Source organism: Paraburkholderia madseniana (genome assembly GCF_009690905.1).
Lineage (GTDB): Bacteria > Pseudomonadota > Gammaproteobacteria > Burkholderiales > Burkholderiaceae > Paraburkholderia > Paraburkholderia madseniana.
On the sequence record NZ_VOSW01000049.1, the window covers coordinates 22,496 to 47,223 of the forward strand.

Below are 24,728 nucleotides of genomic sequence, written 5' to 3' on the forward strand. Positions count from 1 at the left end.
TCACCCGACGGTCTTTGCGGCTTCGCGCCGCGCAAGCGCGACGAGCACCGCCACCGCGCACGAGGCGAGCCGCGTAATGAGCGAATCGGCACGGCTCGTCAGGATGATCGGCACGCGCGCACCCAGCACGATGCCGGCCGCGTCCGCGCCCGCGAGGAACGAGAGGCTCTTGGCGAGCATGTTGCCCGCTTCGAGGTCCGGCACCATCAGGACATTGGCCCGTCCGGCCACGGGCGAATCGATCTGCTTGATGCGCGCGGCCTCGGGGTCGATGGCATTATCGAGTGCAAGCGGGCCGTCGACGAGCGCTCCCGTGATCTGCCGCCGGTCCACCATCTTGCACAGCGCGGCGGCTTCGATCGTCGAAGGCACTTTCGGATTGACAGTCTCCATCGCCGAAAGGATTGCCACGCGCACCTGCGGAAACTGCAGCGCGTGCGCGAGGTCGATCGCGTTCTGCAGGATGTCGGCCTTCTCCTCCAGCGTCGGCGCGATGTTCACGGCGGCGTCGGTCACGATCAGCGGGTCTGCGCGCGCAGGCACGTCCATGACGAAGCAGTGACTGATGCGCCGGCCGGTGCGCAGCCCGGCATCGCGCCGGACCGCCGCCGCCATGAGCTCGTCGGTGTGAAGGCTGCCTTTCATCAGCGCCTCGGCTTTGCCCTCGCGCACCAGTTGCACGGCCGCTGCCGCCGAAGCCTCACTGAACGGCGCATCGACGATCGGATAATCGCCGATCGACAGGTTGCACTGCGCGGCAACCGATTCGATGCGCGCGCGCGGCCCGACCAGGATCGGTGCGATCAGGCCTTTCTGCGCCGCTTCCACGGCGCCTTCCAGCGAGCTCCTGTCGCATGGATGAGCAACGGCCGTGGGCATCGGCGCCAGCGTCCGGCAGCGGGCAATGAGCTCGTGATACTTCGCGTGTCTGGCTTCCATGGCTGATCCCTTTACGAAAAGACGAGCACGTTCACGACGGCGCACGCTCGAGCACCGAAACAGGGCGCGCTGCGGGCGGCACGCCGAGCACCGCGCGAATGCGCTGTAACGCCTCCCATTGCTGCGCGGTCGGCGTCACGCCTTGTACGCGCTCGTCGGCCAGCAACCTGTCCATCAGCGCCAGTAGCCGCTCGCGGTCTTCCGGTTTGGCGAGCAACGCCGGCAACGTCGCAATCGTCTGCTGCGGCTCGTAGGTGGCGATCAGTTCCTGTTCGCCGCGGATGCGCCGCCACTGGTCGGGCGGCAAGCTCGGCAGATACTCGGCGTAGCTGTCCACCACTTCCCGCGCCGTCGCAAGCAGCGCAAACGGCAAAGGCTCCCCTTTGCGCGCGAACAGCAGGAATGCCGTGCGCGCCACCGCTTCGGCGTAGCCGCCCTGCTGGATCGATGCAAGCGCGTCCTTCACGAAAGGCAGCTCGCGCGGATCGGTGGAGACGGACGCGGCCGCTTCGCGAGTGCGGTGCCGGTCGGCGAAATGGGCCAGCCAGGGATGGGTGTAGATGGCAAAGAAAAGCGTCTCGGCGGCGGCATCGCGCATCGCCCGGTAGTGATCGAGCGAGGCGCTGATGACTTCCGATCCACGCTGCTCGGCCTTGCGCCACGGCTCGATGTCGCCGTTGTGCTGCCGGTTCGCCCTGACCGCGCTGGCCGTCGGCCGCAGCCATGCAAGCCACGGATTCAGGTCCGAAAAGGCCCAGCGCTGAAAGCGCAGCGGATGAAATTCGCGCAGCAGATGCGCCGTGGTCTCGTTCGACGCCCACTGCACGTATGGCTGCGCAAGCAGCTCGTAGAGGCGCTGGTTGAATTCGGAAAGCTCGACCACGGCCTCAAAAGGCTTTTCGTCCTCGCGCCTGAAGCGGTTGAAACGGTGGACGACCTCCTCGAGACGCTGCTCGACGAATGTCACCTTGTAGGCAACCTTCCCGTCGGCGCCCTTCGCCTCATCGATCAACATCGCGTAGAGGCCCGGCGCGAGCGTCTCGATTGTTTCGAGCACGTTGACGATCTGCGCATGCTGCTTCTTCGCCACCTTGCCCGACACGAACACCCCAAGATGTCCGGCCTCCTCGTCCATCAGTCCGATGATGACCTGGCCGCGCGCCTTGATTTCCTCGGTGCTGCCGTAGAGGTCGGCCACCCAGTTGAACGCCTGCTGCGGCGGCGTAATATTGTCGCCCATCGAGGCGAACAGGATGATCGGCGAGCGGATATCCCGCAGGTCGAACGCCTTGCCCGACACGCCGCGCACTTCGCCCGACCAGAGCTTGTTACCGATGAACAGGTTGCGCGTGATCCACTCGATCTCTTCGCGGTTCATCAGATAGTAGCCGCCCCACCAGCGCTCGAACTCCAGAAAACGCGGCGACTCCGTATCGATGTCTTTGTACAGGTGGTAATACTTGTCCCACAGCGTGTTAGCGGGGTTCAGATACTCGAAGTTCTGCACGAGGTGCGCGCCGTCGAACTTGCCGTTACCGAGATCCGATGAGAACGACGCGAGCCAGGTGCCGCCCAGTATGCCGCCCGCGTAGCGCATCGGATTGTCGCCCTCGCCTTCGCTGAACGCGCCGCTCCAGTAAGACATCGGTGTGCCGTTGATCACGATCGGTCCCGTGTCTTCTGCCGAGGAACTCGCGAGCATCATCGCGGCCCAGCCACCCTGGCAGTTGCCGATGATCGCCGGTTTGGGGCTATCCGGATGCAGCGCGCGTACCTTCCTGACGAACTCCTGCTCGGCGGCGCACACGTCGAGCAAGGTCTGGCCGGGCTCCGGATTCTGGAAGAACACGACAAAGTAGACGGGATGGCCCGCACGCAACGCGACGCCCACCTGCGAATCGTCCTTGAAGCCGCCGATGCCTGGGCCGTGACCGGCGCGCGGATCGATGATCAGATAGGGGCGCTTCTTCGCGTCGATGGCCACGCCCTCGGGCGCTTTAATGCATAACAGCGCATAGTTGACAGGCCGCCCGAATTGCCTGCCGTCGAGCACGATCTCATAGTCGAAATGCAGCGCGGGCTTGAGGCCCTGTGCAGTGCTCTCGACGAACCCGGTGCCGCGCTCGCGCAAGGTATCCCAGAACAGGATGGAGCGTTGCGCAACGTCGACGGCGTAATGCCATGTGTTCCATGGGTCGAATCCCGATGCGAACGAAGCGATGCCCTCGTTAGGGCTGGCCTCGCCATCCAGGGCTCCACGCAACCGTTTCTCATACCGCTCCATCGCGCCCTGCACGCGCTTTTGCAGCCCCTGCAAGATGTTTCCGGCAATTTCCTGACTGCGCGCCAATTGCGTGGCTGCGTCCATGACACCGTCCTCCATTGCGACATTGATTAAGGCCGCGCCCGCGGCCGCCCCGCTGTTTGCTCACGGGCTCGCCCGTGCGTGCGCACACCGATACGCGTGCAACTCGTGCAGCATGCTCGTGCGCCATTCACGAGTTGTGACATAGATCAATCGTGGCCATATTTCGACACCTCGGCCCAACGTCTGCAGATTGGATCGGGCACGCCGCGCGATTGTCGACATGGGGAACGCGTACAGATCTTAAAGTCCGCATTGACCATCATTATCAGAGATGCCTTTTACATCACTTAGGCCGGCAGCTGGGCGTCGCTCCCCGCACGGCCCCCGGTGGTTGCTGCGCCTCCCATGCCGCGACCGCCCGATCCAGATTGAAGAACATCCGCTCGCGCCCAAGCGTCTCGCCGAGCGGTGAACGCTGCACCATCGCCAGCACGCCCGGGTTGAGACCCACGAGCCAGAGGGTTATGCCCTGCCTGCGCAGCTCCTTTTCCGCTTCCGTCAGCATCTTGAGCGCCGTGTACTCGAGATCGATTACGGCGCGCATATGAAGCACGACAGTCTGGGGATGAGTTTGCTCGATCAGCATGCGGATCTTCTGGCCGACGTGCTCGGCGTTGGCAAAAAAAACGGGCCCTTCCGGCCTCAACAGCAGGAGGTCGGGAAAAGCCTCGTCGTCGGGGTGCTCCGCGGACACAGGACGGAACACGTTCGTGCCAAGCTTGCGGCGCAGCACATATACCGGTGGATCGGACGTCTGGTGAGCAAGCGCCAGGAGCGACACGACAATGGCGACGAGGATGCCCAGCAGGGTGCCGAAGAGCACGACGCCGGAGACCGCAACCAGCGCCCACACGAACTCTGTGCGTCGCACAGCGACAATCGCGCGAAATTCCGAGGGCTTGATCAGGCCGATCGAATAGACGATGACAACCGCTGCCAGCGTGGCGTGCGGCATCAGTCCGATGAACGGCGCGAGCAGCAGCATCGTGCCCAGCGTGACGGCAGCCGTGACCAGTTCGGCAAGCTGGCTGCGGGCGCCCACGAGACGGTTCACGGCCGTCTGGGTCGTTCCTCCGCCCGCCGGCATGGAGCCCAGCAGCGCGCCTCCCACATTGGCAAGACCGATCGCCAGCAACTCCCGGTTCGCCTGTGGCGCAGGTTCCCCGCTCTCAACGAACGCTCGCCCGGACGCGATCGTTTCGGTAAAGCTCATCAGTGCAATGCCCGCGGCAACTGGCCCAAGCGACGCGACAAGCGAAAGGTCCGGCATGGTGACGGAAGGGAAGCCCGTCGGCACGTGGCCGACAATGTCGACCCCGTGAGACTGCAGGCCGAGCAGGCTCACGCCGCCGATCCCGCAAGCCACCGCGATCAGCGGCGCGGGTGCCCGTGGAAAGAAATGCTCGATTGCCACCAGAATGCCCACCGTAATCGCCCCCACAGCGACTGTCGCCGCTGACGCGTGTGGAATACCCGTGACGATGGCCAGCACGTTGTGGAAAAACGACCCCTTGGGAAAGTGAATGCCGAGCAGCTTCGGCACCTGATCCAGCACGATGACGACCGCGACACCGGCCTTGAATCCGGTCAGCACAGGATCGGAGATGAAGTTGGCAACGAATCCCAACCGCAGGAGCGCGGCGAGCGTGAGGATGGCCCCGACCAGTAGCGTCAGCGTTGCAGAGGCTCTCAGCAGGTCTGCCATCCCTCCATCTGGGACCACGCGGGCGAGGGCCGCTGCGGCGAGGATGGCGATCGTTGCGCTGGTGCTCACGCTGAGCGGCCGCGACGATCCCAGGAACGCGTAGATCACCATCGGAAGGAAGGCCGTATACAGCCCGACCTGCACGGGCAGCCCCGCGACAGTCGCGTATGCCAGGGCCTTCGGAAGAACCACCGCCGCAGCGGTCACACCGGCAATAATATCCGGCTTGATCCACTCCTTCTGATAGTCGCGGACCCACTCCAGCACCGGAATGCGAAAGCCGCCAGTGGGATGTGTTGATGAATCGTGTCCCATAGTCGCGCGGATTCCCTATTGTCATCAAATCCCCAAATCGTTCACAGGTCGCCCCAGCGATACCGGATGCGTGTCCACGAATCGGACGCCGGAGGAGACCGTGCCATTGTCGGATCCTGCCTGTTCGCCTCCGCCAACCGGCTTCAGCATGTCCACGTGCATGGCCGACTCCAGTGTGAAACCTCCTTCCTGACGGGCAGTGAGCAAGTCCAAAGCGTCACGGCGTACATTCGGACGCCCGCATCGCGCGAACGTATGCTACCCCCGGAGCTCTGAGGCCAGCCGGTGCAGCCGATGCGTAACCGCGCCGGTACAGGCGGCAGACCGCCAGCAGATTGCGCTTGTCGAGCACCCTGCTTCATGTCCGTCGCGCCTGTGGCGCATCGATCTGCCCAACCATGGCGCACGCAACGATGTCGTTCTGGTCGATAACGGTCGATGCGCCGGCCTTCTCGAGCAACATCCTGCGCAGATCGTTCTCACCTGACACTACGATCTGGAGCGCGGGATTGAGCGTGTGCGCCACCAGCGTGATCTCCAGATTGCTGTTCGGATCGGTGCCCGTCACGAACAGCGCACTGGCGGTATCCAGCCTGGCACGCTCGAGTACATCGTCGAACGAGCTCTGATCGCCCTGGATGACCATGTATCCCAGTCCGGATGCTTTTTCGGCCTGCTTTACGTCGGTCTCCAGCACGAGCACGGTCGCTCCCGCATCTCGCAGACGGGCGGCGACCAGCTGGCCGACCGGACCAAACGGGCAGATCGCGACATGGTTGCTCAGCGTTTCCAGCTTGTGCTCCATGGCCCTGTTCTCCCAGAAGACCATCACGTCGTCGCCCGACAGCATCCCCGTCAGCTGGCGCAACGCGTAGCCGGCAACCACCACCGTTGCAAGTATGGCGACCAGCATGAATATCTTCTGGTCCGGATTGAAATCCGAGAAGTCGCCCAAGGTCGTGACAAGGTTGACCGCATCCCACAAGGCCGTAAACATCTTCGTGGGCAACGGCGCATCCGAGTGGTCGAGCACCACAAGCCCCGCCGACGATCCCAGCAGCACCAGAAACAGCAGGCCGACCGCCAAGCGCGCGCGGCGCCGCCATTCCTTGATACGCAGCCCGCCAAGCCGGGGTTCTTCGATCCGGTACATCCCGATCGTTCCTCGAATCCGTTCTTCGAATCGCAGTTCGAACCATTCGGAGGAAGCACCCTCGCACAACATGCTCTCCATCCGTCCCGCTTTCCCGATTACATCATGTCACTCGGGCACGCCAGCGGAATTGGACTTTGGTCCTGCGCGTCGACGCGTTGCAGGAACAAAAAGGGGCATCCGGGCGCGCGTCATCGGAGTTTTCAGCGGGCGTTCCGCAATCCTCGTTCCCTGCCAGACGCAATGCGGCATTGCTCAGAATTTCTCGGGCACATACCTGAAGTGATGGTCCGATTCGCGATACCCCCCGGCCTTCTGTCGTTGGGGCAACGACACCTTCTCCCGCGGCACAGTCTCGTACGGAACCACGCTGAGCAGGTGGCTGATGATGTTCAGGCGGGCGCGCTTCTTGCGGTCCGCCCGTGCAACATACCACGGCGAGAACTCAGTGTCGGTCATGCTGAACATCGCGTCGCGCGCCCGCGAATAGTCGTACCAGCGGCGATAGGATTCGATGTCCATCGGCGAAAGTTTCCAGATTTTGCGCTCATCGTGAATCCGGGCTTCGAGCCTGCGCGTCTGCTCTTCTGAGCTGATTTCGAGCCAGTACTTGATGAGGATGACTCCGGAGTCGATGACGGCACGCTCCACGAGCGGTGTAGTCATCATGAACATCTGCACATCCGCCTCCGTGCAGAAGCCCATGACCCGCTCGACACATGCGCGGTTGTACCAACTGCGGTCGAACAGCACGACTTCCCCAGCCGCCGGCAGGTGCGGAAGATAGCGCTGCAAGTACATCTGGGTCTTTTCCCGATCCGTGGGCGCTGGCAGCGCGACAACCCGGAAAATTCGCGGGCTCACGCGTTCGGTGATGGTCTTGATCACCCCACCCTTGCCCGCGCCATCGCGTCCTTCGAACACAATGCAGATCTTGGCTCCGGTCTTCACTACCCATTCCTGCAACTTGACCAGTTCACCATGCAGCAGGGCCAGTTCCTTCTGGTATGCCTTGCTGCCTAGTTCCTTGTTCCCTGGCTTGTTGCCCGATTTGGAACCGGCGACCTGCGCCTCTTTCCGGATCTCAGACATTGCTTTGTCCCCCAAACAACCGTCAAACCGTGCCTGACTGCACCAGGCGTCGGCGCCGATCAATCGAGCGCCAGCACCACGCGTCCGTCGATCTTTCCCCCCTTCAGATCGGCGAGTACCGCGTTAATGTTTTCCAACCGGTCCCGATGAATGCGCGCGTGTACACGGCCCTCTGCGGCGAATTCGAGCGACTCCTGCAAGTCGCGGCGTGTCCCGACAATCGAACCACGCACGGTGATGCCGTTGAGCACGGTTGAAAATATCGGCAAAGGGAAATCGCCCGGCGGCAACCCGTTCAGCGCCACAGTGCCGCCGCGGCGGACCATGCCGAGCGCTTGCGCAAAGGCGCCGCGCGATACGGCGGTCACGAGTACGCCATGCGCTCCCCCAATCTCCTTTTGAATGACCGCGGCCGGATCGGTAGTCGACGCGTCGATAGCGAGCTTCGCGCCGAGTTCGCGAGCGAGAGCAAGTTTGTCTGCTGAAACATCCACTGCGACAACATGAAGTCCCATCGCGATTGCGTATTGGATCGCCACATGACCAAGGCCGCCGATCCCGGAGATCGCAAGCCATTGCCCGGGACGTGTGTCAGTCACGCGAATCCCCTTATAGACGGTGACGCCAGCGCAAAGGATTGGAGCGATTTCGTCGAAGCTGACCTGCGGCGGGAGGTGTCCGACATAGTTCGGATCAGCGAGCACATATTCCGCATAGGCGCCATTCACGGAGTAGCCTGTGTTCTGTTGATCATGACAGAGCGTCTCCCAACCGCTTAGGCAGTGCTCGCAGTGCCCGCACGCTGTATAGAGCCACGGCACGCCGACGCGATCGCCTTCCTTGACGACCTTGACGCCATCGCCGACTGCTGCGACAAAACCGACGCCTTCGTGACCGGGGATGAACGGCAACGTCGGCTTGACGGGCCAATCACCGTCAGCAGCATGCAGGTCGGTATGGCAGACGCCCGACGCCTTGATATTGACGAGGATCTGGCCTGGGCCCGGCGTGGGCACCTGCACCTCCTGGACGCGTAGCGGTTCGCCAAATGCGTGTACGACAGCGGCCTTCATCAACTGTGCCACGGGACTCTCCGACAATCCTCTGTGACTGTAGTATGCATGCGTGAACACAATGCGTCTTGACATAGGTCAACTGGCCTCGAACCCGATATCGAAGCGAGGTGATGCGTATCGGGATTGAGGCGCCGTCCCGCGCATAAGCCCGCTCCAGGCGGTTCAGCGTTCTTCTCAACCTGACTATCTAGCCAGCCGGAGTGGACAAAAGAATGAACGGCGCCATCAGATTTGAAGTGCAACACCTTACCTCGTGTAGGGTGCGCCGATGCAAAAAAAAACTTACCAAAAGCTTCAACCTGAAGGACGCGTGACGATCGCAAGCATGAGACAGCAGGGTTCGAGTGTGCGGGCAATGCATGCGCGAACAGCCGCCGTTTAAGCCAGATGGTTAAAAAGGTCGCGTCTTATGCTCCGTCGGGGGCGTAAGCGACGTGCGGAGCCGCAAAGAATTTCGCGATGATGTGAGGCTGCTTCTGCCGATGGTGCAGCCAGCGACGAGTATCGCGCCGCATCGCTTCATGGTCGCGAGGACGCTGCTGGGTAATCGCGCCGCGCGTTACGATTCAGCGTTGCGTCGGACCTTGAACCATGCCGCGTAAAGGGCCGGCATGAAAAAAATTGTCAGCAAGGTCGCGACCGTGAGGCCGCCCATGATGGCGATCGCCATCGGGGCCCAGAAGATGCTCCGCGTCAGCGGGATCATGGCGAGCACCGTAGCCGCCGCGGTCAGCGCCACCGGACGCGTCCGGTGGACGGCCGCATCAACGACCGCGCTCCAGGTGTCACGCCCTTGCGCAATTTCCGCCTGCACCTGATCGACCAGGATCACCGAGTTGCGCATGATCATCCCGCTCAAAGCGGTGACCCCAAGAATGGCGACGAAACCGAGCGGCGCTTGGAAAATAAGCAGCCCGGCGACAACCCCGATGAGCCCCAGCGGTGCCGTCAGGAACACCATCGTCACGCGCGAGAAGCTCTGAAGTTGCAGCATCAGGATCGTGAGGATCGTAATCAGCATCACCGGAAACACCGCCATCAGCGCGCGGTTGGCCTTGTCGCTTTCCTCGACTGCGCCGCCGACGTCGATGCGGTAACCGAAGGGCAGCTTCGCCTCAATGTCCTTCAGGAGCGGCCGAATCTCCTGGGTCACCGACACGCCCTGCTCGCCGTCCTTGACGTCCGCGCGCACAGTGATCGCCATGTCACGGTTGCGGCGCCAGAGCACCGGCTCTTCGAGTTCGTAGCGCACGCGCGCGACCTGCGACAGCGGCACCACCGTTCCCTCGCGTGTGTAGAGATTGACGTCCTTCAGCGAGTCCAGATCGAGCCGCTCGGAAGATACGGCGCGGGCGACGATGTCGATCAAATCCTCGTGTTCGCGCAAGTGGGACAGTGTCACGCCGTTCATGAAGGTCTGGGTCACGAAGGCGACGTCGGCCGGCGCCAGGCCGAGCGCGCGCGCCTTGTCCTGGTCCAGGTCGACTCTCAGGGTACGAACCGGGTCGTTCCAGTCGAGCTGGACGTCGCGCACTTTGGGGCTGGACGCCACCACCGCTTCGACCTCGCGGGCGATTTCGCGGACCTTCTGCGTCTCGGAACCGACGACACGGAACTGTACCGGGAAACCGACCGGCGGACCGAGTTCGAGGCGGGTGACGCGAACCCACACTTGCGGGAATTCCTCGTTAACACTCTCCATCAGGCGCGACCGCACGCGCTCACGAGCCTGCGTGTCCTTCGTCATGACGACGAAGACAGCGTAGGCCGGGTTCGGCAGTTCGGGATTAAGAGCGAGATAGAAGCGTGGCTGGCCTGCGCCCGTGTAGGCCGTGAAGAAACGCACGTCTTCGTCCTTCTTCAGAACCGCTTCCATTTTCTTCACCTGCTCGGTGGTCGCAGCGAACGAAGCGCCTTCCTTCAGTCGCAGCTCGACAAGCAGCTCGGGCCGCGCGCTGTTGGGGAAGAACTGCTGTGGCACGAACCTGATTCCGGCAATCGCAGCGGCGAGTGCGGCCACCGTCGCCCCGATGACCCACCAGCGCCGCTCGAGGGCGAGATCGATCCAGCCGCGCAGCTTGCGGTAGAAGGCTGTGTCATATGGGTCGCCACCATGGTGCTGCCTGCCGAAGTCCTTTGGCAGCATGTTGACGGCGAGGTACGGCGTGATCAGCCCCGAGACGACCCACGAGAAAAGCACTGCGGTGCCGACGATCCAGAAAATGCCGCCCGCATACTCGCCGGTGGTCGACTTGGCGAACCCGATCGGCATGAAGGCGGCGGCCGTGATGAGCGCGCCAGTCAGCCGCGGCATCGCGGTCGCCGTGTACGAGTAGGTGGCCGCTTTCACGCGGTCCCACCCTTCTTCCATCTTCACGACCGTCATCTCTACCGCGATGATGCCGTCGTCCACCAGCAGACCGAGGGCGATGATCAGGGACCCAAGCGAGACGCGCTCGAGATTCCAGCCCATCGCAAGCATTACCAGGGCGACGACACCAAGCACGATCGGCACCGAGATCCCGACCACGATTCCCGTGCGCCAGCCGAGAGTGATCAGGCAAACCGCGAGCACGATGGTCAGCGCTTCCAGCAGCGAGCGCTCAAACTCCCAGATCGATTCGCTGACGACGGTCGGCTGATCGGCCACCCGCTCGAGTTCGACGCCATAGGGCAGCTCGAGCTGCACCTTGGCGACTGCCTGTTCGATCGCCTTGCCGAGGTCGACTATGTTGCCGTCGTCGGTCATTGTGATGCCGAGCATCAGCACTTGCTGCCCATTCTGGCGTACCGTATAAATTGGAGGGTCTTCGTATCCACGCGTGATCGACGTGAAGTCGCCGAGCTTCAGCAGACGGCCGCCGGCGGCGATCGGAACGTTGCGGATATCGTCCAAGCTGTTGAACTGGCCGCTGACGCGCACGAGCACGCGATCGCCATGCGTGTCGATCTGTCCGCTTGCCAATACGCTGTTCTGATTTTTGAGGCTTTCGGCGATCTGCAGCGGCGTGATTCCAAGCGCCGCCAGCCGCCCGTTCGAGAACTCGACGTAAACCTTCTTGGCCTGCTTGCCATAGATGTCGACCTTTTTCACCATCGGCACCTTAAGGAGTTGCCGCTTGATGTCTTCGGCGACGTCAGATAGCTCCCACTGGCTGATGCCGTCGCCCTTGACGGCATAGAGCAACCCGGTCACGTCGCCGTATTCGTCGTTGAAGATCGGGCCGATGACGCCGTCGGGGAGCTCGAGCTTGATGTCGTTGAACTTCTTGCGCGCCTGATACCAAGCCTCGCGCTGGTCCGCACGGGACGTGCCGCCCTTCACGGTGATCGTCATGCCGCCGTACCCTTGGCGCGCATAGGTCACGACCTTCTCGAAGTGATCGAGCTGCTCGAACTTCTTCTCCATGCGGTTGAGCACCTCGTCCTGGATCTGTTGCGCCGTGGCGCCGGGCCAGATCACGAGCGCGGTCATCGACGGCACTGAGAAGTTCGGATCCTCGAGCTGGCCGAGCCTTGTGAAGCTGAGCGAGCCGCCAATGCCAATCACAAGGATCAGGAATAGCACGATGGCGCGGTGGCTCAGCGCCCATTCGGTGAGGTTGAACGACTTCATCGTGCAGATTACCCGGTTTAGAAGGTGCGCGGCGCGCCGGCGAGCGCGACCTTCAGGCCAGGGGCCATCTTCTGCACACCCGCGGTGACGATCAGCTCGCCTGCCGGCGGTCCGGACACGAGCACCTCGTCGTTGCGATAGCCGTGCACCGAAACGCCGGTCAGGTCGACCGTACCCACCGGCTCGGAACCCGCACGACGAACCACCCAGACGGCGGGCTGGCCCTTGTTCTGCGTGATGGCCGAGGCAGGGATGACTGCTGCCGGCGCTTCGCCGACCGGACGCTCGACCAACAGCGTGGCGGTCGCACCGAGCGGCAGCGCCCGGGGCACCGCGGGTTTCAGGCGGGCACGGTAAGTTCGGGTTTGCGCGGCCGCCTGGGGCGAGAGTTCCCTCAACACGACGTCGAAACTTTGCTCGGGCGCGCTAGCGAGCCACGCCTTGTACCGGGCCGTCTTGAACGTCGCGAGACGATCTTCCGGCAGGTCGGCGACGATCTCGGGCTCGCCTTCGTTGGCGATCGAAACCATCGGCTGGCCCTCGGCGACGACCTCCCCCACTTCGAAACGCACGGCGGTGACGACGCCACTCTGCGACGCGCGCAGCACCGTATATTTCAACCGATTGCGTACGAGCTCGAGTTTCTTCCCCTCGGCTTGGGCCGTCGCCGACGTTGTCTGCGCACCGGTCTGCGCCTTCTCGTCGTCGGATACGCTCACCGAGCCGTCGGTTTTGAGCAAATTGAGCCGCTGCCGATCGGACTCGGCCAGTCGGGCCTGCGAACTGGCGGCGGTCAGTTGCTGCCGTGCTGCTTCCTCGGCGAGCCGAAAGTCGGTATCGTCGAGCACCGCCAGCACGTCGCCCTCGCGAACCTTCTGGCCGACGTCGACCTTGCGCTTGACAACCTTGCCGCCAACACGAAATGCCTCATTGACTTCGTGGCGCGACTGCACGGTGCCGACGTAACGGTCGGTCACCGGGGTCTTGTCATAGCGGATCTCGGCAGTGCGGACTGCTCGAAGCGCCTCGGGGGCGGGCTTCGACCCGCAGGCAACCAGCATAGCTGCGACAGGCGCGGCTGCGAACAGTGCAGTGAGAGAGGTTTTCACGATGGTTCCTCGTGTCGATCCACGTTTGATGAATTGCGCGAAACCGCGGTGCCGACAGGCGCGGCAACGGGCTCGAACACCTCCCAACCTCCGCCAAGCGCCTTGTACAGCTGGACGCTGTCGAGCAGCAATTGCGTGCTGCTGTCGTTAGCGATCGCACGGACGGCCAACCGCGTCCGCTGAGCGTCGAGCAGCGGCAAAAGGTCGATCTGGCCGCGGTTGTAAAGGGATTGTGCGTGGCCCAGCGCCGCTTCGGCCGAAGTCGCTGCGTTCTGCAGCAGCTGCGCACGTTGGCGTTCGTCGTCGAGCACAACCAGCGCGTTCTCGACGTCTTCGAGCGCGCGAACGATCGCGTCCTCATAATGAAGGACCGCTTCCTTTTGACCGCTCTCGGCGATGTCGTTGATCGCCTGCGTCCGCCCGGCATTGAAGATCGGCATTGCGATGAGGCCGGCGACGTTGCTGAAGCGCGCCGGACCGAGGGCAATCCCGTTGAGATCGATGGACTCACGGCCGAACACTGCACCGAGAATTAGCTGCGGAAACCATTCCGCCACCGCCTGTTGCCTGCGCGCGTTGGCCGCGTCAAGCTGCGCGCTTGCGACCAGCAGATCCGGCCTCCGCTGCAACAGGGCGGCCGGTTGTCCCGGATGCGCGGGCGGAACGATTGCTTCGACGCCCGATGGCGTGATGCTCCCGGCATTGAAGGCCTGATCTCCCAAGAGGACCGCAATGTGATGGCGCGAAACGGCGGCAAGGGCCTCGAGCGGCGGTATGGCCGCGCGCGTTTTCGAAGCTTCGGTCTTCACGCGCTCGACGTCGAACGGCGTCGCGAGGCCGACGCGTTCGCGGGCCGTCACTAAGCGCAGCGTCTCGTCCTGCGCGGCTGATATCGCGCGCACGGTCTCCAGCTGACGCAACGCCCCGGCGAGCGTGAAGTAGTTCGTGGCGACATCGGTCAACACAAGAAGGCGCACGCCGCGCGCGTTATTTTCGACCGCGATCGTGTCGGCTGCAGCCGCGGCCGCACCCGCCCGCAGACGGCCGAAGAGGTCGACTTCCCACGAGGCAGCAATACCGACCTGTCCGGCCCGTGTATTTGCCGCTTCAGGAACGACGTTTTTGAGGACTGTGTCGTAATTGGTCCTGTGATCGAAGCCGTTAGCGCCAATGCTCAAGGTTGGCAGGAGCCACGAGCGGCTGATTGTTTCTCCGGCTCTCGCGGCCCGCACGCGCTCCGCCGCGATCCGGACGTCCCGGTTCTCCTGCGCCGCCCGACGGACCAGATCCGAAAGCACCGGATCGCCGAAGCTATCCCACCAAGCGGTCTCGGGCTCCTCCGCAGATGCGGACGCGGCCGCGAACCGGCCGGGAACCTCGATGGAGGGCTGCATGACCGGTGTCGCGCAACTCGCCAGAGCAAGCGCCAGCAACACGACCAGCGTGGCGGCCGGCCCGCGCCCTGACACCTCTGCAAGGCGAGGCGGCAGCCCCGTCGTCTGGGCAACGGTTGCAAACGACGGCATCGGTTTCGGGTTGAGTAAATCTGATTTGCAAACGGCGCGGCGGAAGGCCGGCCAGGAGCGGGATTCACGGTGCTGCAGACACACATACTGCGAGTGCGTGTACGCGCCGGTGATCGGCATCGCGGCAAAGGCCTCACCGCCGAGCGAATCCACAACGCCGACCAGACCGCACCTCGGCGTGAAAGGCAGTCGCGGCGTTTCGGGAGGAACACTCTCGCGCATCATCAAGTCCGTCAAGCTGACACCTGCGGCCGGCATTTTGACCGGCATTTCGCCATCCTTGGGCTCGGAGCATTCCTCCTTAACTACCGCGAGCGCGTTGGGACCACCGTAGTGAATCGCGACGATACGTGTGTGTCTCATAAGGCGCTTGCCGAGCACTCGATGTCCCACTGCACAAATCGCTGAGCAACGACTCCGTTTTAATGTGCCGGCTGATCGCGCATAAAAACGACAAGCCGACCTGGCACGTTTGAATTCAAGCTACTCGCCTGTTTCCGCAACGCCTTGATGCAGGTCATGAAACTGGCACTTTGGACCTCCGTCGGCTAAGGCGACGAGGCCGGTATCCGACGGGCGTTGTCAGGTTGCTGGTCGTCTCACGTAAGATGACGCAATGAAGAAATGGAAATCGCTGTATCGCGGTCACCGTTTTCCAGCGGGCGCGATCAGTTGCGCCGTGCGCTGGTACCACTGGTATCAATTCAGCTTGCGTGACATCGAAGAACTGCTCTTTGAACGTAGCGTGATCGTGACCTACAAGACGATCCGATGCTGGTGCGATAAGTTTGGCGCAGGCTTTGCTCGTCGGGTGAAAGCGGCGCGTCGCAAGCCAGGCGGCAGATGGCACCTTGACGAGATGTTCGTGACGTTGCGCGGCGAACCTTACCTGCTATGGCGCGCAGTGGGCGAGCGCGGCGCCGAACTCGACATCCTACTGCAAACGCGGCGCGATAAGGCCGCGGCCAAGCGCATTAAGCGTGTGCTGCGCTCGAGCCCAGTGCCGCGCAAGATCATCACCGATGAGCTGCGCGGCTATCCGGCCGCCAAAGCTGAGATTCCAGAGCTGGCGAGCGTAAAGCACGTGTCTGTCAAAGCGGCAGCCGACTGAACAACCGAGCTGAAAACACCCACCACCCGACACGCGAACGCGAGCGTCGCATGCGCGGTTTCCGCAATCCGAAACGCACGCAGGCCTTCCTGTCGAGCTTCGGACTGATCCGGCAACACTTCGCGCTCAAGCGGCACCTGCTACGCGCTTCACTTTATCGCAAACAGCTTGCAGCAAGGTTCGTTGCCTGGCGCGAATTCACCGACCTCGCCCCAGATCCGTCGACTGGTTTCTAAATCATCGTCACTCCTCCAGCGTTTTGTCTCACGCATGGCAAGTTGACAACGCCGTATACTCCTATGTGCACTAGGAAGTCACCTCGGCTTCCGCGTGACTCGATCAGTTCTTCAGTCAAAAAGGAGTGGCGAGCGATGAACGCGTGACCGTTATCAGCGACGACGTTGGTGAATTTGAGAAGGCCGTCCAGGGCAGTCAGCTGGCTCGCGGCCGGATCCTCGACTGGTTCCACATCGCGATAAAGTTCAAGGCGGAGCAGCGTTCCGTGTTCGGCAGCAAGATGATCGCCTCGCTGGAACGGGAATCGGTGGAGACCGAAATCACCAACCCCAAGTGGCTGAAGGATGGCCGGGATTCGCAATTATGCTCTGCAGAGCATAAGGCAGAGGTTTTTTTGGTTACCGATCGCGGGCCGACCTCGATCGACCTGTCCATGCGCCCGTAGCCGCGATCGCCAACCAAAAGGACCTCTGCCATATCTTAAGCTTAAGATATTTGCGAATCCCGGCCGCCCCTCTTTGTAGCGCCATACAGGATGTCGGGCAAACGCGGGAAGAACGATGCTAACGACGCTGCGGCGATTTGCGAAGCCGTAACATCGGGGTCGCATTGTCAGGCCGGCACCGACCGACGGAAAGAACAGACCATTCAACCCTGCCGCAAGATAAGGAAACCTGACGAAATCGACCTCCCCAACTTTTGCACGCTCTCGGCCAGCCTTGGGGCTACGCGCTCTAATTTTTGAATTTGGCTGGCCGCTTCTCCCTCGCGGCGGTCATCACCTCGGTCAGGTCTTCCGACAGAAGCATCGCCGCATTCCACGTGGCAATATAGTTCAGGCCGTCGGCCACCGAATGGTCGCGCGAATAAACCACCATTTCCTTGATACCGCGAATCGACAGCGGCGACTTGGCAGCGATGGTGGCGGCGATCTCCGACACTCCCCTCCGCAGATCTTCGGGCGAATCATAGACACGATTCACCAGACCGACTTGCCTCGCCTCCTCGGCATCGAACCGGCGGCCGGTGTAGGCCAGTTCGCGAACGATGCCGTCCGGCACCAGCTTGGGCATGCGCTGCAGCGTTCCAACGTCGGCGGTCATGCCCACATCGATTTCCCTGATCGAGAAGTAGGCGCCGGCCGACGCGTAACGCATGTCGCAGCAGGTGACGAGGTCGATGGCGCCGCCGATGCAGGCGCCGTGGATCGCGGCCAGGACAGGCTTGCGGCAGCGCTCGATGCTGGTCAGCGTGTCCTGCAGCTCGAGAATCCGGCGGCGCAGCTTGTCTCGCGCTCGCCCGTCACACTGGTCCTGGATCTCGTTCTTTATGCCAGCGAGCATGGCGAGGTCGATACCCGACGAAAAATGCGTGCCCCCTCCACTGATGACGGCCACCCGAGCCTCCGCCGTCTCGTCCACCCAGCGAAATGCGTCGCGGATGTCCAGCCACATCTGCTCGCTCATGGCATTGGCGTAGTCGGGACGATTCAGCTCAATTGTGGCAATGCCGTCGGCGAGCGCGACGCTAAGTGTTTCGAAGTTCATGATCGGGGTTCATCCTTGCTGGGCGCGCAACATCTGCTCGGCACCCATGTTGAACAGCGCCGAACCGGGCAGGTTCTGGCCACCATCGCAAACGACCACGCAACCCGTAATGTAGGAGGCGAGCGGCGGGGCAAGAAATGCCGCGACCTGGCCGATGTCGTCAACGGTTCCGGTGCGGCGCAGCGGCACGGCGTTGATCAGCTTTTTCTTTTCCGCGGGATCGGAGAGGCGCTTCAACCCTTCGGTTTCCTCGATGGGTCCGGGCACGATGCTGTTGGCACGGATGCCGAATCGTCCCCATTCCAGAGCGATGTTCTTCATCATCATGTCGATGCCAGCCTTGGCCGCACCCACATGAACTTGAAAGGCATGAGGCATGTAAGCCATGCCGGCCGAAATGTACAGGATCGTGCCCTTCGTCTCCTTGAGTTGCTCGAACGCACTGCGAGTGGCATTGAAGGATCCAAGCAGATCGATGTCGATCACTGTCTTGAACCCGTTGGGAGAGAGTTTTTCGGCAGGCACGAGAAAGTTGCCGGCTGCTCCACAGACGAGGACGTCCATTGCACCCAGCGCTGCCCTGGATTTTTCGAGCGCCGCTTCGAGTGGGGCACTGTCGCGCACGTCCGCGCTGACCTTGGTGCCGAACGCCCGTAACTCTGCAGCCGCAGCATCGAGCATTTCCTGAGTGCGTCCACAAATGGCGACGTTAGCACCAAGTGCAGCGAAATTCTTCGCTACGCCGAGATTGATGCCGCTGCCGCCGCCGGTGACAAAAACGGTTTTGCCTTTGTACAGATCCTTCGAGAAATACTGAGTAACGAGCATGGTGTGTCTCCAAAGGCTCGAATTTAATCTTGCTTCGCTGATACGGGAGGCATCACCGCCAGGGTTACGAAGCGCTTTGTACGGGGGCGGTCACCCGCTGAATCGTGTATTCAAAAAGGAGCTCCTTCAGTTCGGCATCGACTTTGTCCACGATTGCACCATTGGAACCAAACATCGTGACGGAAACGGCGAAGCCGCGTTTGCCGCCCTGCTTCGCCTCGATCTCGAACGAAGTATCTTGAACGCGTTCCGCCAGCGTTCGGCCAAGCAGTCGGACCGCCGCATCGGCGCGCAGCGAAGGCTCATGGACATTCCCCAACTCAGTCAGCGGCAATGCGTCGACGATGTACACCCGCTTCGGCCACGCAGGCCGCTCCGCGATATATTCACGTGCGAACTCGATCGCTTCCGCTTCGATTGCCGTCTTTCCTGCTGCAAGCGTCACATAGACAACGGGGAACTCGCCGCATAGGGATTGGGTTGGCCCACTACGGCTGCCGGTGCGACGGATGGGCACCGAGTGAAGGCAGCCTCCACCATCTGGCGAGCCGGATACACGCCTGCAGACCGTTTCGACATCACGAACAAGAAGATTGCAAAAGGCGTCGGGGCCATACATGTACGAAATGGACGACTACCCTCTGAAGTAGGGGGCACGAAGGTACTGCTAAAACCCGGCGATCACCGAACGACACTCCAGACGGCATTGATACCATCATGGATATCATTCGTGGCTGGCACGGCCCGACATGGCCAGCGCTCTCTTTGGACCGCTCGTCTTACTTCATCCAGGTCCGCACACGCCGTTCGATGTCTGAGATCTGCCCGTCGAGCTGGTCGAGATCCTTTCATAGCTCGCGAAAGGAGTCGAGCGGAAGCTTCGCCTCCGCAATAGCGTAGCGCCGCCATACCGCGTTCACTCCGACGGGCCTGCCGCAGGAAACGGACTGTGCCAGTCCATCCAGTCGTATAAGTCGCTATGGTGCGCCCATGCCCAGTTCCTTGCCGGAGTGGGATTAATCACCTCGACGACATGGTTCGACGCCCAACCCACGTCGCTCCGATCATTCGTGCCGCTTCCGCGATCGCTATTTTGGAAATCCGTGTGGTCGTTAAACATGGTCATCTCCTTTGAGGGGTTTACATACACAACTGCCCGCGCCAACCAGTACGAGACTCGGGGCTCTGTCGGGGCGCCGAGTTCTGACGACCGAAAGGCTGAGCGGGGTACAGGGCGTTGCCCAGGCAGTTGCCTTCAATTTCATCGTGCTGGACCCTGGTCACGGATATTGTCGGCGCCCGCGGTGGGCGTCCGACGTCTGCGGCCGGGTACGCCCGCGCGATGATCGGCGTGCTGTATTTCTTCCGGTTGTCGCCACAATACGCACGAAAAAAACCCGGCAAGCACTGTCTGCATCACCTCGTCGCCCGCCGTCTGCGGATCGCATAGTCTGGAGAACTGCACACCATCGCGCAGGCTCACCAAGCCGAGCGCGAGCGCGTCCGCCTGTAGGGGCAATGGCCTGCCGTCGCGCTCCGACACCGTGCGGATGTACGCGCTGATCTGGTCGAGCTTTTCTTGCCGGAACGCGTTAAAGCGCACCTGAAACCCGGCGTCCCGATGCGCGAATAGTTTGGCTTCGACCCAAAGTAGAAAGAAGTCTCGATCACGAAAATACCGGCTGTAGTACGCGATGGCGCGCGCCTTCATTTCCGCGGGCGTGCCGCCCTCTTCCATGATCGCCCTCAGATTGACCTGCGCGCTATCGTGGTCCCGGCGCAGCAACTCAAGCAGCAGTTCCGGCTTACCGTCGAAGTTCGAATAGAACGCGCCGCGCGTGTAGCCGGCCGCCTCAGCGATGTCCTCCACACTTGTAGCGGCCAATCCCTTTTTGACGAACGTCTTCCGCGCAGCCTCAAGCAGGCGCTCTCGCGTCTGCTCCCTGCGCTGTGCGTGTGTCAGGCGTTCCCGTTTCATGGCATAACGTACCGGTCAGATCGCCATCTGCGGCGCCATCACATGCACGCGCGTGTCAGACGACGGATTTCGCAATGATTCTCTCGACAGGGGATTTGACAATGTCAGGCCCCAACCCCGGCGGTTCGCGCAAACTCCGGGTTGATTCTTCACTCAGAATTGCTGCGCTCGCAGCGAATCGAATTCGGCGCGGCAAACGTCGCTGAAGCGGCCGAGGATGTCGATCGAACCGTCGGCGAGCATTTCACGTAGTTGAAGGAACGTCTTTTCCGGGGCGTGATAGGTATCCACAATCTTTCGTCCAACCTGATCGGCTTCGTTCGCAACCTCTGTCGAGGATTGGACGCGCATACGGCTTATCTTTGCGAACAGACTGACGAGAGCAGCGAGGTCCGGCTCATCGTGCTGAAGCGCGTGGACATAGCAATGCGACGCCTCCTCGATGAACTCCTTATAGAGGTCCTGCCGGCGAATGCGGTCGTGCGCAAGCCACTCTGCCTTAGCCTGCGTTCGTTGCGTGACAACGGATGTCAGGCCGGCGATCGTTGCACCGAACAGTGCTGCCATTGCTGACAGGAGCGTTGTGTTCATCATGTTGCCTCGGCGAACTCTATCAACCTGCTGAATTTGATGCAGTTCGGCTTTCTGCCAGGGTATTCGAGGGCGTAAAAATGACGTTGCTCGACGACGCACACGAACTCACCTCGCGCGCGGCTGGAGGTTGCGTCGACCAGCGCCCCGAGGTAAGTCGAGCAAAGCCCGCACAGCGGGCGCGAGGCGAGTGCCCCAGAAACGGAGGGGCCGATGCGCGAGTTCAACGGCCTCATGCCAACTGCTCCGAGGAGTGAGTGATGCCACGAACGACTTGACGCCATGGCTGCGATTGCCCCCGATATCGAGGGTTCTGCACTATCGTTTTTCACAACTCGAGCGCGTCACGTGCATGCTTTGCGGTACGTGCCTGATGTTCCCGATAACTTCCCGACTACGCGCCTGCCGCGTGGCTCCGTGCATGACGACGCCCTCTATTGCGGCATCGGCCAAACTTCTACAGTGACATTAAACTCAATATTGATGTTTATGTCAATCAAGACGATAAAATCTACACCGAGGTGAAGGCGAAAAGCGGAATCGTCATACCAAACAGCGGAATCACCGGGCGCAGAAGCGCCCCATCCCGGACGCACCATGACAGGCGCCGAAACGGGCGAAAGTCGAAGCCGACGTCGGCAGCCTGGTGCAGCAAACGAAGCCACTCACTGCTGCTGCACGCTGCGTGTCGCCATGTAATATCAAACCGCCCCGCATGCAGGCGACCTAGTACAACCTCCCTTAAATAGCTTGAATAAATAACTGCCTCGGTTACCATGGCGAAATGAGCCGAGGCCGTCATGCAAAGCCGGTGAAGCTGGCGAAGAAAGAAAAACAGGAACTGCTATTGCTGATCGGGCGCAAGACGGCCGCGCAGCGGGATGTGATGCGGGCGCGCATCGCGTTGTGGGCCGATGAGGGCCACTCGAATACGGAGATTGCGCGCGAACTGGGTGTATCGGTGCAAACGGTCAGCGCGTGGCGCAAGCGCATTGCCCAGCAGGGTGCGCAAGGCATTCGCGAGGGTGAGCGCAGTGGTCGTCCACCGCGCATCACGCAGGAAGCGCGACTGCAGTTGATCGCGCTGGCGTGTGAAGGGCAGGAACCCGAGGGGCGGGTCACGCCGACGCTCGACGAGATCGTGGCACGCGCCGTGGAGCGCGGCGTCGTCGAACAGATCAGCCGCAGCCATGTGCAGCGCATTCTGCAGGCCGGTGACGTTCGTCCGCACCGGGTCCAGCAATGGCTACACAGTCCAGACCCGGCGTTTCGCGAGAAAGTCAACGTGATCTGCAAGCTGTACCGCAAGGCGCCGCGAAGCGCGGTGGTGCTCAGTATCGACGAGAAAACCGGCATTCAGGCCATCGAGCGCAAGCATCCGGGACGCGCGCCGGCGCCGGGACGGCTGCGACGTCGTGAGTTCGAATACATCCGCCATGGCACGCAGGCACTGATTGCCGCGCTTGACGTGCATACCGGACGGGTGCTGGCAGACTGCCGCGAGCGGCGCACGCAGGAAGATCTGGTCACCTTCATGGAGCGCGTGGCGGCCGCGTACCCGGGCAGGCAGGTGCACGTCATTTGGGACAATCTCAATACGCATTGCGCCCGGGCGGTCTGGCAGGCGTTCAACGCGCGGCACGGCGAGCGGTTTCACTTCCACTTCACGCCGTTGCACGCGAGCTGGGTCAATCAGATCGAACTGTGGTTTGCCCGCTACACGCGCCGTGTGCTGCGCCATACCAGCCATACCAGCACCGCGCACCTGCGCGAGCGCACCGAGCAATTTATTCGCGCGCACAATCAGGCGGCACGCCCGTTCAAATGGAGTTTCCGGGGCTATCCGCTGCAAACCGGCGCATCGGAATCGAGTGACCGACATGCCAGCTCTACCCACCAAGCCGGCGTTCGTTGATTCCCTGCCAAGGAGGCTCGTTCAAGTGAACAACGTTGCTCTCACATGCGTGGTCGTTCTAGGGCTACTACTTTTCGGCCTCGGATTATCCATCTCGGCAATGCGTTTTCGCGAAGGCACCAGCTCAGGCTGCGAGCCGAACCCCGCGAACCGGCTAAACAAGCTCGTCCGGGCTCATGCCAATACCGCCGAATATGCGCCGTTCCTCGCGTTGCTGTTTCTCTATCTTGGCGCGCGATCGCCTTCGACGGCGACAGTGTCGCTGATCGTCGCGGCAACCGTGTGCCGCTGTTTGCTCGTCGTCGGACTGATCGCATGGCCAACGATGGCAAAACCCAACTCTTTCCGGTTCGTCGGCGCACTTGGGACCTACCTGACCGGCGTGGCGCTATGTGCGATGCTGCTGCGTTGAGATGCGACGGACAGACGAGATAGCGTGAGTTTCCGGGGCTATCCGCTGCAAACCGGCGCATCGTAATCGAGAGAACGACATGCCAGCTTTACCCACCAAACATTACGCTACCGAACTCCAGCGTCAACTGCGCAGCCTGCTCGGCCACGAGCAAATCGTCACGCAAGGCTACGGGTGTCACCTGCTGATCAAACGCCTGGACGATGAGGAGCCCATCGTCGTGGCGCGCCTCACCGAGCTCGGCCGCAATCGATACAGCGCCGCCTTTCGCAGCCATAATGGCCGCTGGGAAACTCTGCCAGGCACAGGTTCGCTCGAGGAGATGGCCGAGGTGGTCGTTACGCTCCTGCAGCCTTACTTGCAGCCCGACAATTATTAAATTTATTTACGGGATATTGTACTAGGTTCCGCCTGCGCAGTCCGTGCGCAGTACGGCGCGAGTCTCGCGCCGTACTGCCCAGTCGATGTGGCTCGTCCCATTTGTCCATCTGCGGTCCAGCCAACCTCCCTTGGAGCGTAACCAGCAGCCATCTTTAGAATGTGTAGACGAACTCCAGGTGCCTGATGAGCGGATGCGTACGGATGTGCAACTTCGTCACGCCGTGCATACCCATGGCACTCAATGCGTCGGTCGTGAGTGAGGTCGACATCGGAATATAGGTCACCGAGGCGTTGATAAGATGCTTGCTGCGCGCAAGGTTGAATCCGACCTCGAACGTCGGGTTCCACGAGGGGCTGAGGGCGCAGGTTGTGGGGACTGCTGTCGTTGGCGCGACGCAAGCCGGGCAGCACCTGGCATCTGGACGAGATGTTCGCGACGCTGCGCGGAGAGCAGTATCTGTTGTGGCGAGCGGTCGACGAGCACGGTGCCGAACTCGGCGTGCTGGTACAAAAGCGACGCGACAAGGCCATGGCGAAGCGCTTATTCCGGCGGGTGCTGCGTTCAAACCCGGTGCCGCGCAGGATCGGTACCGACCAACTGCGCGGTTATCCGGCGGCGAAGGCTGATATTCCGGGGCTCGCTCAGGTAAAGCACGTTTTCGTCAAAGCGGCGGCACGCGTGAACAACCACGCCGAAATCAGCCACCAGCCGACCCGCAGGCGTTTCTCTCATGCTTCGGCCCTATCCGCTAGCACTTCGCGTTGCCAAGACTTCAGATGAACGCGGGTACATCATCGCGCCATACTCAAAGAACGCTTTGCAATATGA

At 61.9% G+C, this 24,728-nt stretch carries 18 protein-coding genes and 3 pseudogenes; 6 read left to right on the forward strand and 15 right to left on the reverse strand.

The features are described from left to right. The 9 genes from FSO04_RS24650 to FSO04_RS24690 form a co-directional block, all read right to left on the reverse strand. Window positions 1–984 (reverse strand): phosphate acetyltransferase, encoded by a 984-nt coding sequence (locus FSO04_RS24650; protein WP_267905045.1) that lies wholly within the window; start codon window positions 982–984, stop codon window positions 1–3. Then, a complete protein-coding gene (locus tag FSO04_RS24655) occupies window positions 971–3,307 on the reverse strand; it encodes a DUF3141 domain-containing protein (RefSeq protein WP_154563361.1) in 2,337 nt (778 codons plus the stop codon). The genes FSO04_RS24650 and FSO04_RS24655 overlap by 14 nt, the downstream gene beginning before the upstream one ends. 283 nt (window positions 3,308–3,590) lie before the next feature. Further along, complete coding sequence (locus tag FSO04_RS24660; RefSeq protein ID WP_154563363.1) at window positions 3,591–5,327, reverse strand: SulP family inorganic anion transporter; 1,737 nt, start codon at window positions 5,325–5,327, stop codon at window positions 3,591–3,593. A gap of 358 nt (window positions 5,328–5,685) precedes the next feature. Further along, window positions 5,686–6,552 (reverse strand): potassium channel family protein, encoded by an 867-nt coding sequence (locus FSO04_RS24665; RefSeq protein WP_233464968.1) that lies wholly within the window; start codon window positions 6,550–6,552, stop codon window positions 5,686–5,688. A gap of 183 nt (window positions 6,553–6,735) precedes the next feature. Then, on the reverse strand, window positions 6,736–7,572 hold the full coding sequence (ppk2, locus tag FSO04_RS24670) for a polyphosphate kinase 2 (protein WP_154563434.1): 837 nt from the start codon (window positions 7,570–7,572) through the stop codon (window positions 6,736–6,738). 59 nt (window positions 7,573–7,631) lie between these two features. Further along, window positions 7,632–8,657: an alcohol dehydrogenase AdhP gene (gene adhP / locus FSO04_RS24675; protein WP_168435820.1), complete on the reverse strand. Its 1,026-nt coding sequence runs from the start codon at window positions 8,655–8,657 to the stop codon at window positions 7,632–7,634. 550 nt (window positions 8,658–9,207) lie between these two features. Then, window positions 9,208–12,264 (reverse strand): efflux RND transporter permease subunit, encoded by a 3,057-nt coding sequence (locus FSO04_RS24680; RefSeq protein ID WP_154563367.1) that lies wholly within the window; start codon window positions 12,262–12,264, stop codon window positions 9,208–9,210. A 17-nt stretch (window positions 12,265–12,281) separates the two neighbouring features. Then, window positions 12,282–13,325 carry an efflux RND transporter periplasmic adaptor subunit gene (locus tag FSO04_RS24685; protein ID WP_154563369.1) on the reverse strand — a complete coding sequence of 348 codons (1,044 nt, stop codon included), beginning with the start codon at window positions 13,323–13,325 and terminating at the stop codon, window positions 12,282–12,284. Window positions 13,326–13,369: 44 nt separating this feature from the next. Continuing rightward, entirely contained in the window at window positions 13,370–15,280 is a 1,911-nt protein-coding gene (locus tag FSO04_RS24690; RefSeq protein WP_233464969.1) for an efflux transporter outer membrane subunit, read from the reverse strand. Between the two features lie 235 nt (window positions 15,281–15,515). On the opposite strand from FSO04_RS24690, the pseudogene FSO04_RS24695 reads away from it, so the two are divergent. Then, window positions 15,516–16,246, forward strand: a pseudogene (locus FSO04_RS24695) (IS6 family transposase). Window positions 16,247–16,389: 143 nt separating this feature from the next. Further along, complete coding sequence (locus tag FSO04_RS24700) at window positions 16,390–16,692, forward strand: hypothetical protein (protein ID WP_154563371.1); 303 nt, start codon at window positions 16,390–16,392, stop codon at window positions 16,690–16,692. Window positions 16,693–16,981: 289 nt separating this feature from the next. Here the strand turns inward: FSO04_RS24700 and FSO04_RS24705 are convergent, their stop codons facing one another. From FSO04_RS24705 to FSO04_RS24730, 6 genes and pseudogenes are all read right to left on the reverse strand, one after another. Then, the gene (locus FSO04_RS24705; protein WP_154563373.1) at window positions 16,982–17,794 is read right to left on the reverse strand and encodes a crotonase/enoyl-CoA hydratase family protein; all 813 of its coding nucleotides are present in this window, start codon (window positions 17,792–17,794) and stop codon (window positions 16,982–16,984) included. A gap of 9 nt (window positions 17,795–17,803) precedes the next feature. Beyond that, entirely contained in the window at window positions 17,804–18,622 is an 819-nt protein-coding gene (locus tag FSO04_RS24710; protein ID WP_154563375.1) for an SDR family oxidoreductase, read from the reverse strand. Between the two features lie 64 nt (window positions 18,623–18,686). Further along, entirely contained in the window at window positions 18,687–19,241 is a 555-nt protein-coding gene (locus tag FSO04_RS24715) for an AMP-binding enzyme (RefSeq protein WP_154563377.1), read from the reverse strand. Between the two features lie 297 nt (window positions 19,242–19,538). Next, window positions 19,539–19,742 carry a hypothetical protein gene (locus FSO04_RS24720; protein WP_154563379.1) on the reverse strand — a complete coding sequence of 68 codons (204 nt, stop codon included), beginning with the start codon at window positions 19,740–19,742 and terminating at the stop codon, window positions 19,539–19,541. Window positions 19,743–19,997: 255 nt separating this feature from the next. After that, a pseudogene (locus FSO04_RS24725) lies at window positions 19,998–20,600 on the reverse strand (TetR/AcrR family transcriptional regulator); the annotation flags it as partial. A 153-nt stretch (window positions 20,601–20,753) separates the two neighbouring features. Then, the gene (locus tag FSO04_RS24730; RefSeq protein ID WP_233464970.1) at window positions 20,754–21,293 is read right to left on the reverse strand and encodes a hypothetical protein; all 540 of its coding nucleotides are present in this window, start codon (window positions 21,291–21,293) and stop codon (window positions 20,754–20,756) included. 682 nt (window positions 21,294–21,975) lie between these two features. Between FSO04_RS24730 and FSO04_RS24735 the strand changes: the two genes are divergently transcribed. The 4 genes and pseudogenes from FSO04_RS24735 to FSO04_RS24750 all read left to right on the forward strand — a co-directional run. Next, the gene (locus FSO04_RS24735) at window positions 21,976–23,106 is read left to right on the forward strand and encodes an IS630 family transposase (RefSeq protein ID WP_154563383.1); all 1,131 of its coding nucleotides are present in this window, start codon (window positions 21,976–21,978) and stop codon (window positions 23,104–23,106) included. Window positions 23,107–23,131: 25 nt separating this feature from the next. Further along, window positions 23,132–23,518 (forward strand): MAPEG family protein, encoded by a 387-nt coding sequence (locus FSO04_RS24740; RefSeq protein WP_168435822.1) that lies wholly within the window; start codon window positions 23,132–23,134, stop codon window positions 23,516–23,518. 79 nt (window positions 23,519–23,597) lie between these two features. After that, complete coding sequence (locus FSO04_RS24745) at window positions 23,598–23,897, forward strand: hypothetical protein (protein WP_154563385.1); 300 nt, start codon at window positions 23,598–23,600, stop codon at window positions 23,895–23,897. 390 nt (window positions 23,898–24,287) lie between these two features. Then, window positions 24,288–24,728: pseudogene (locus FSO04_RS24750) on the forward strand (DDE-type integrase/transposase/recombinase); the annotation flags it as partial.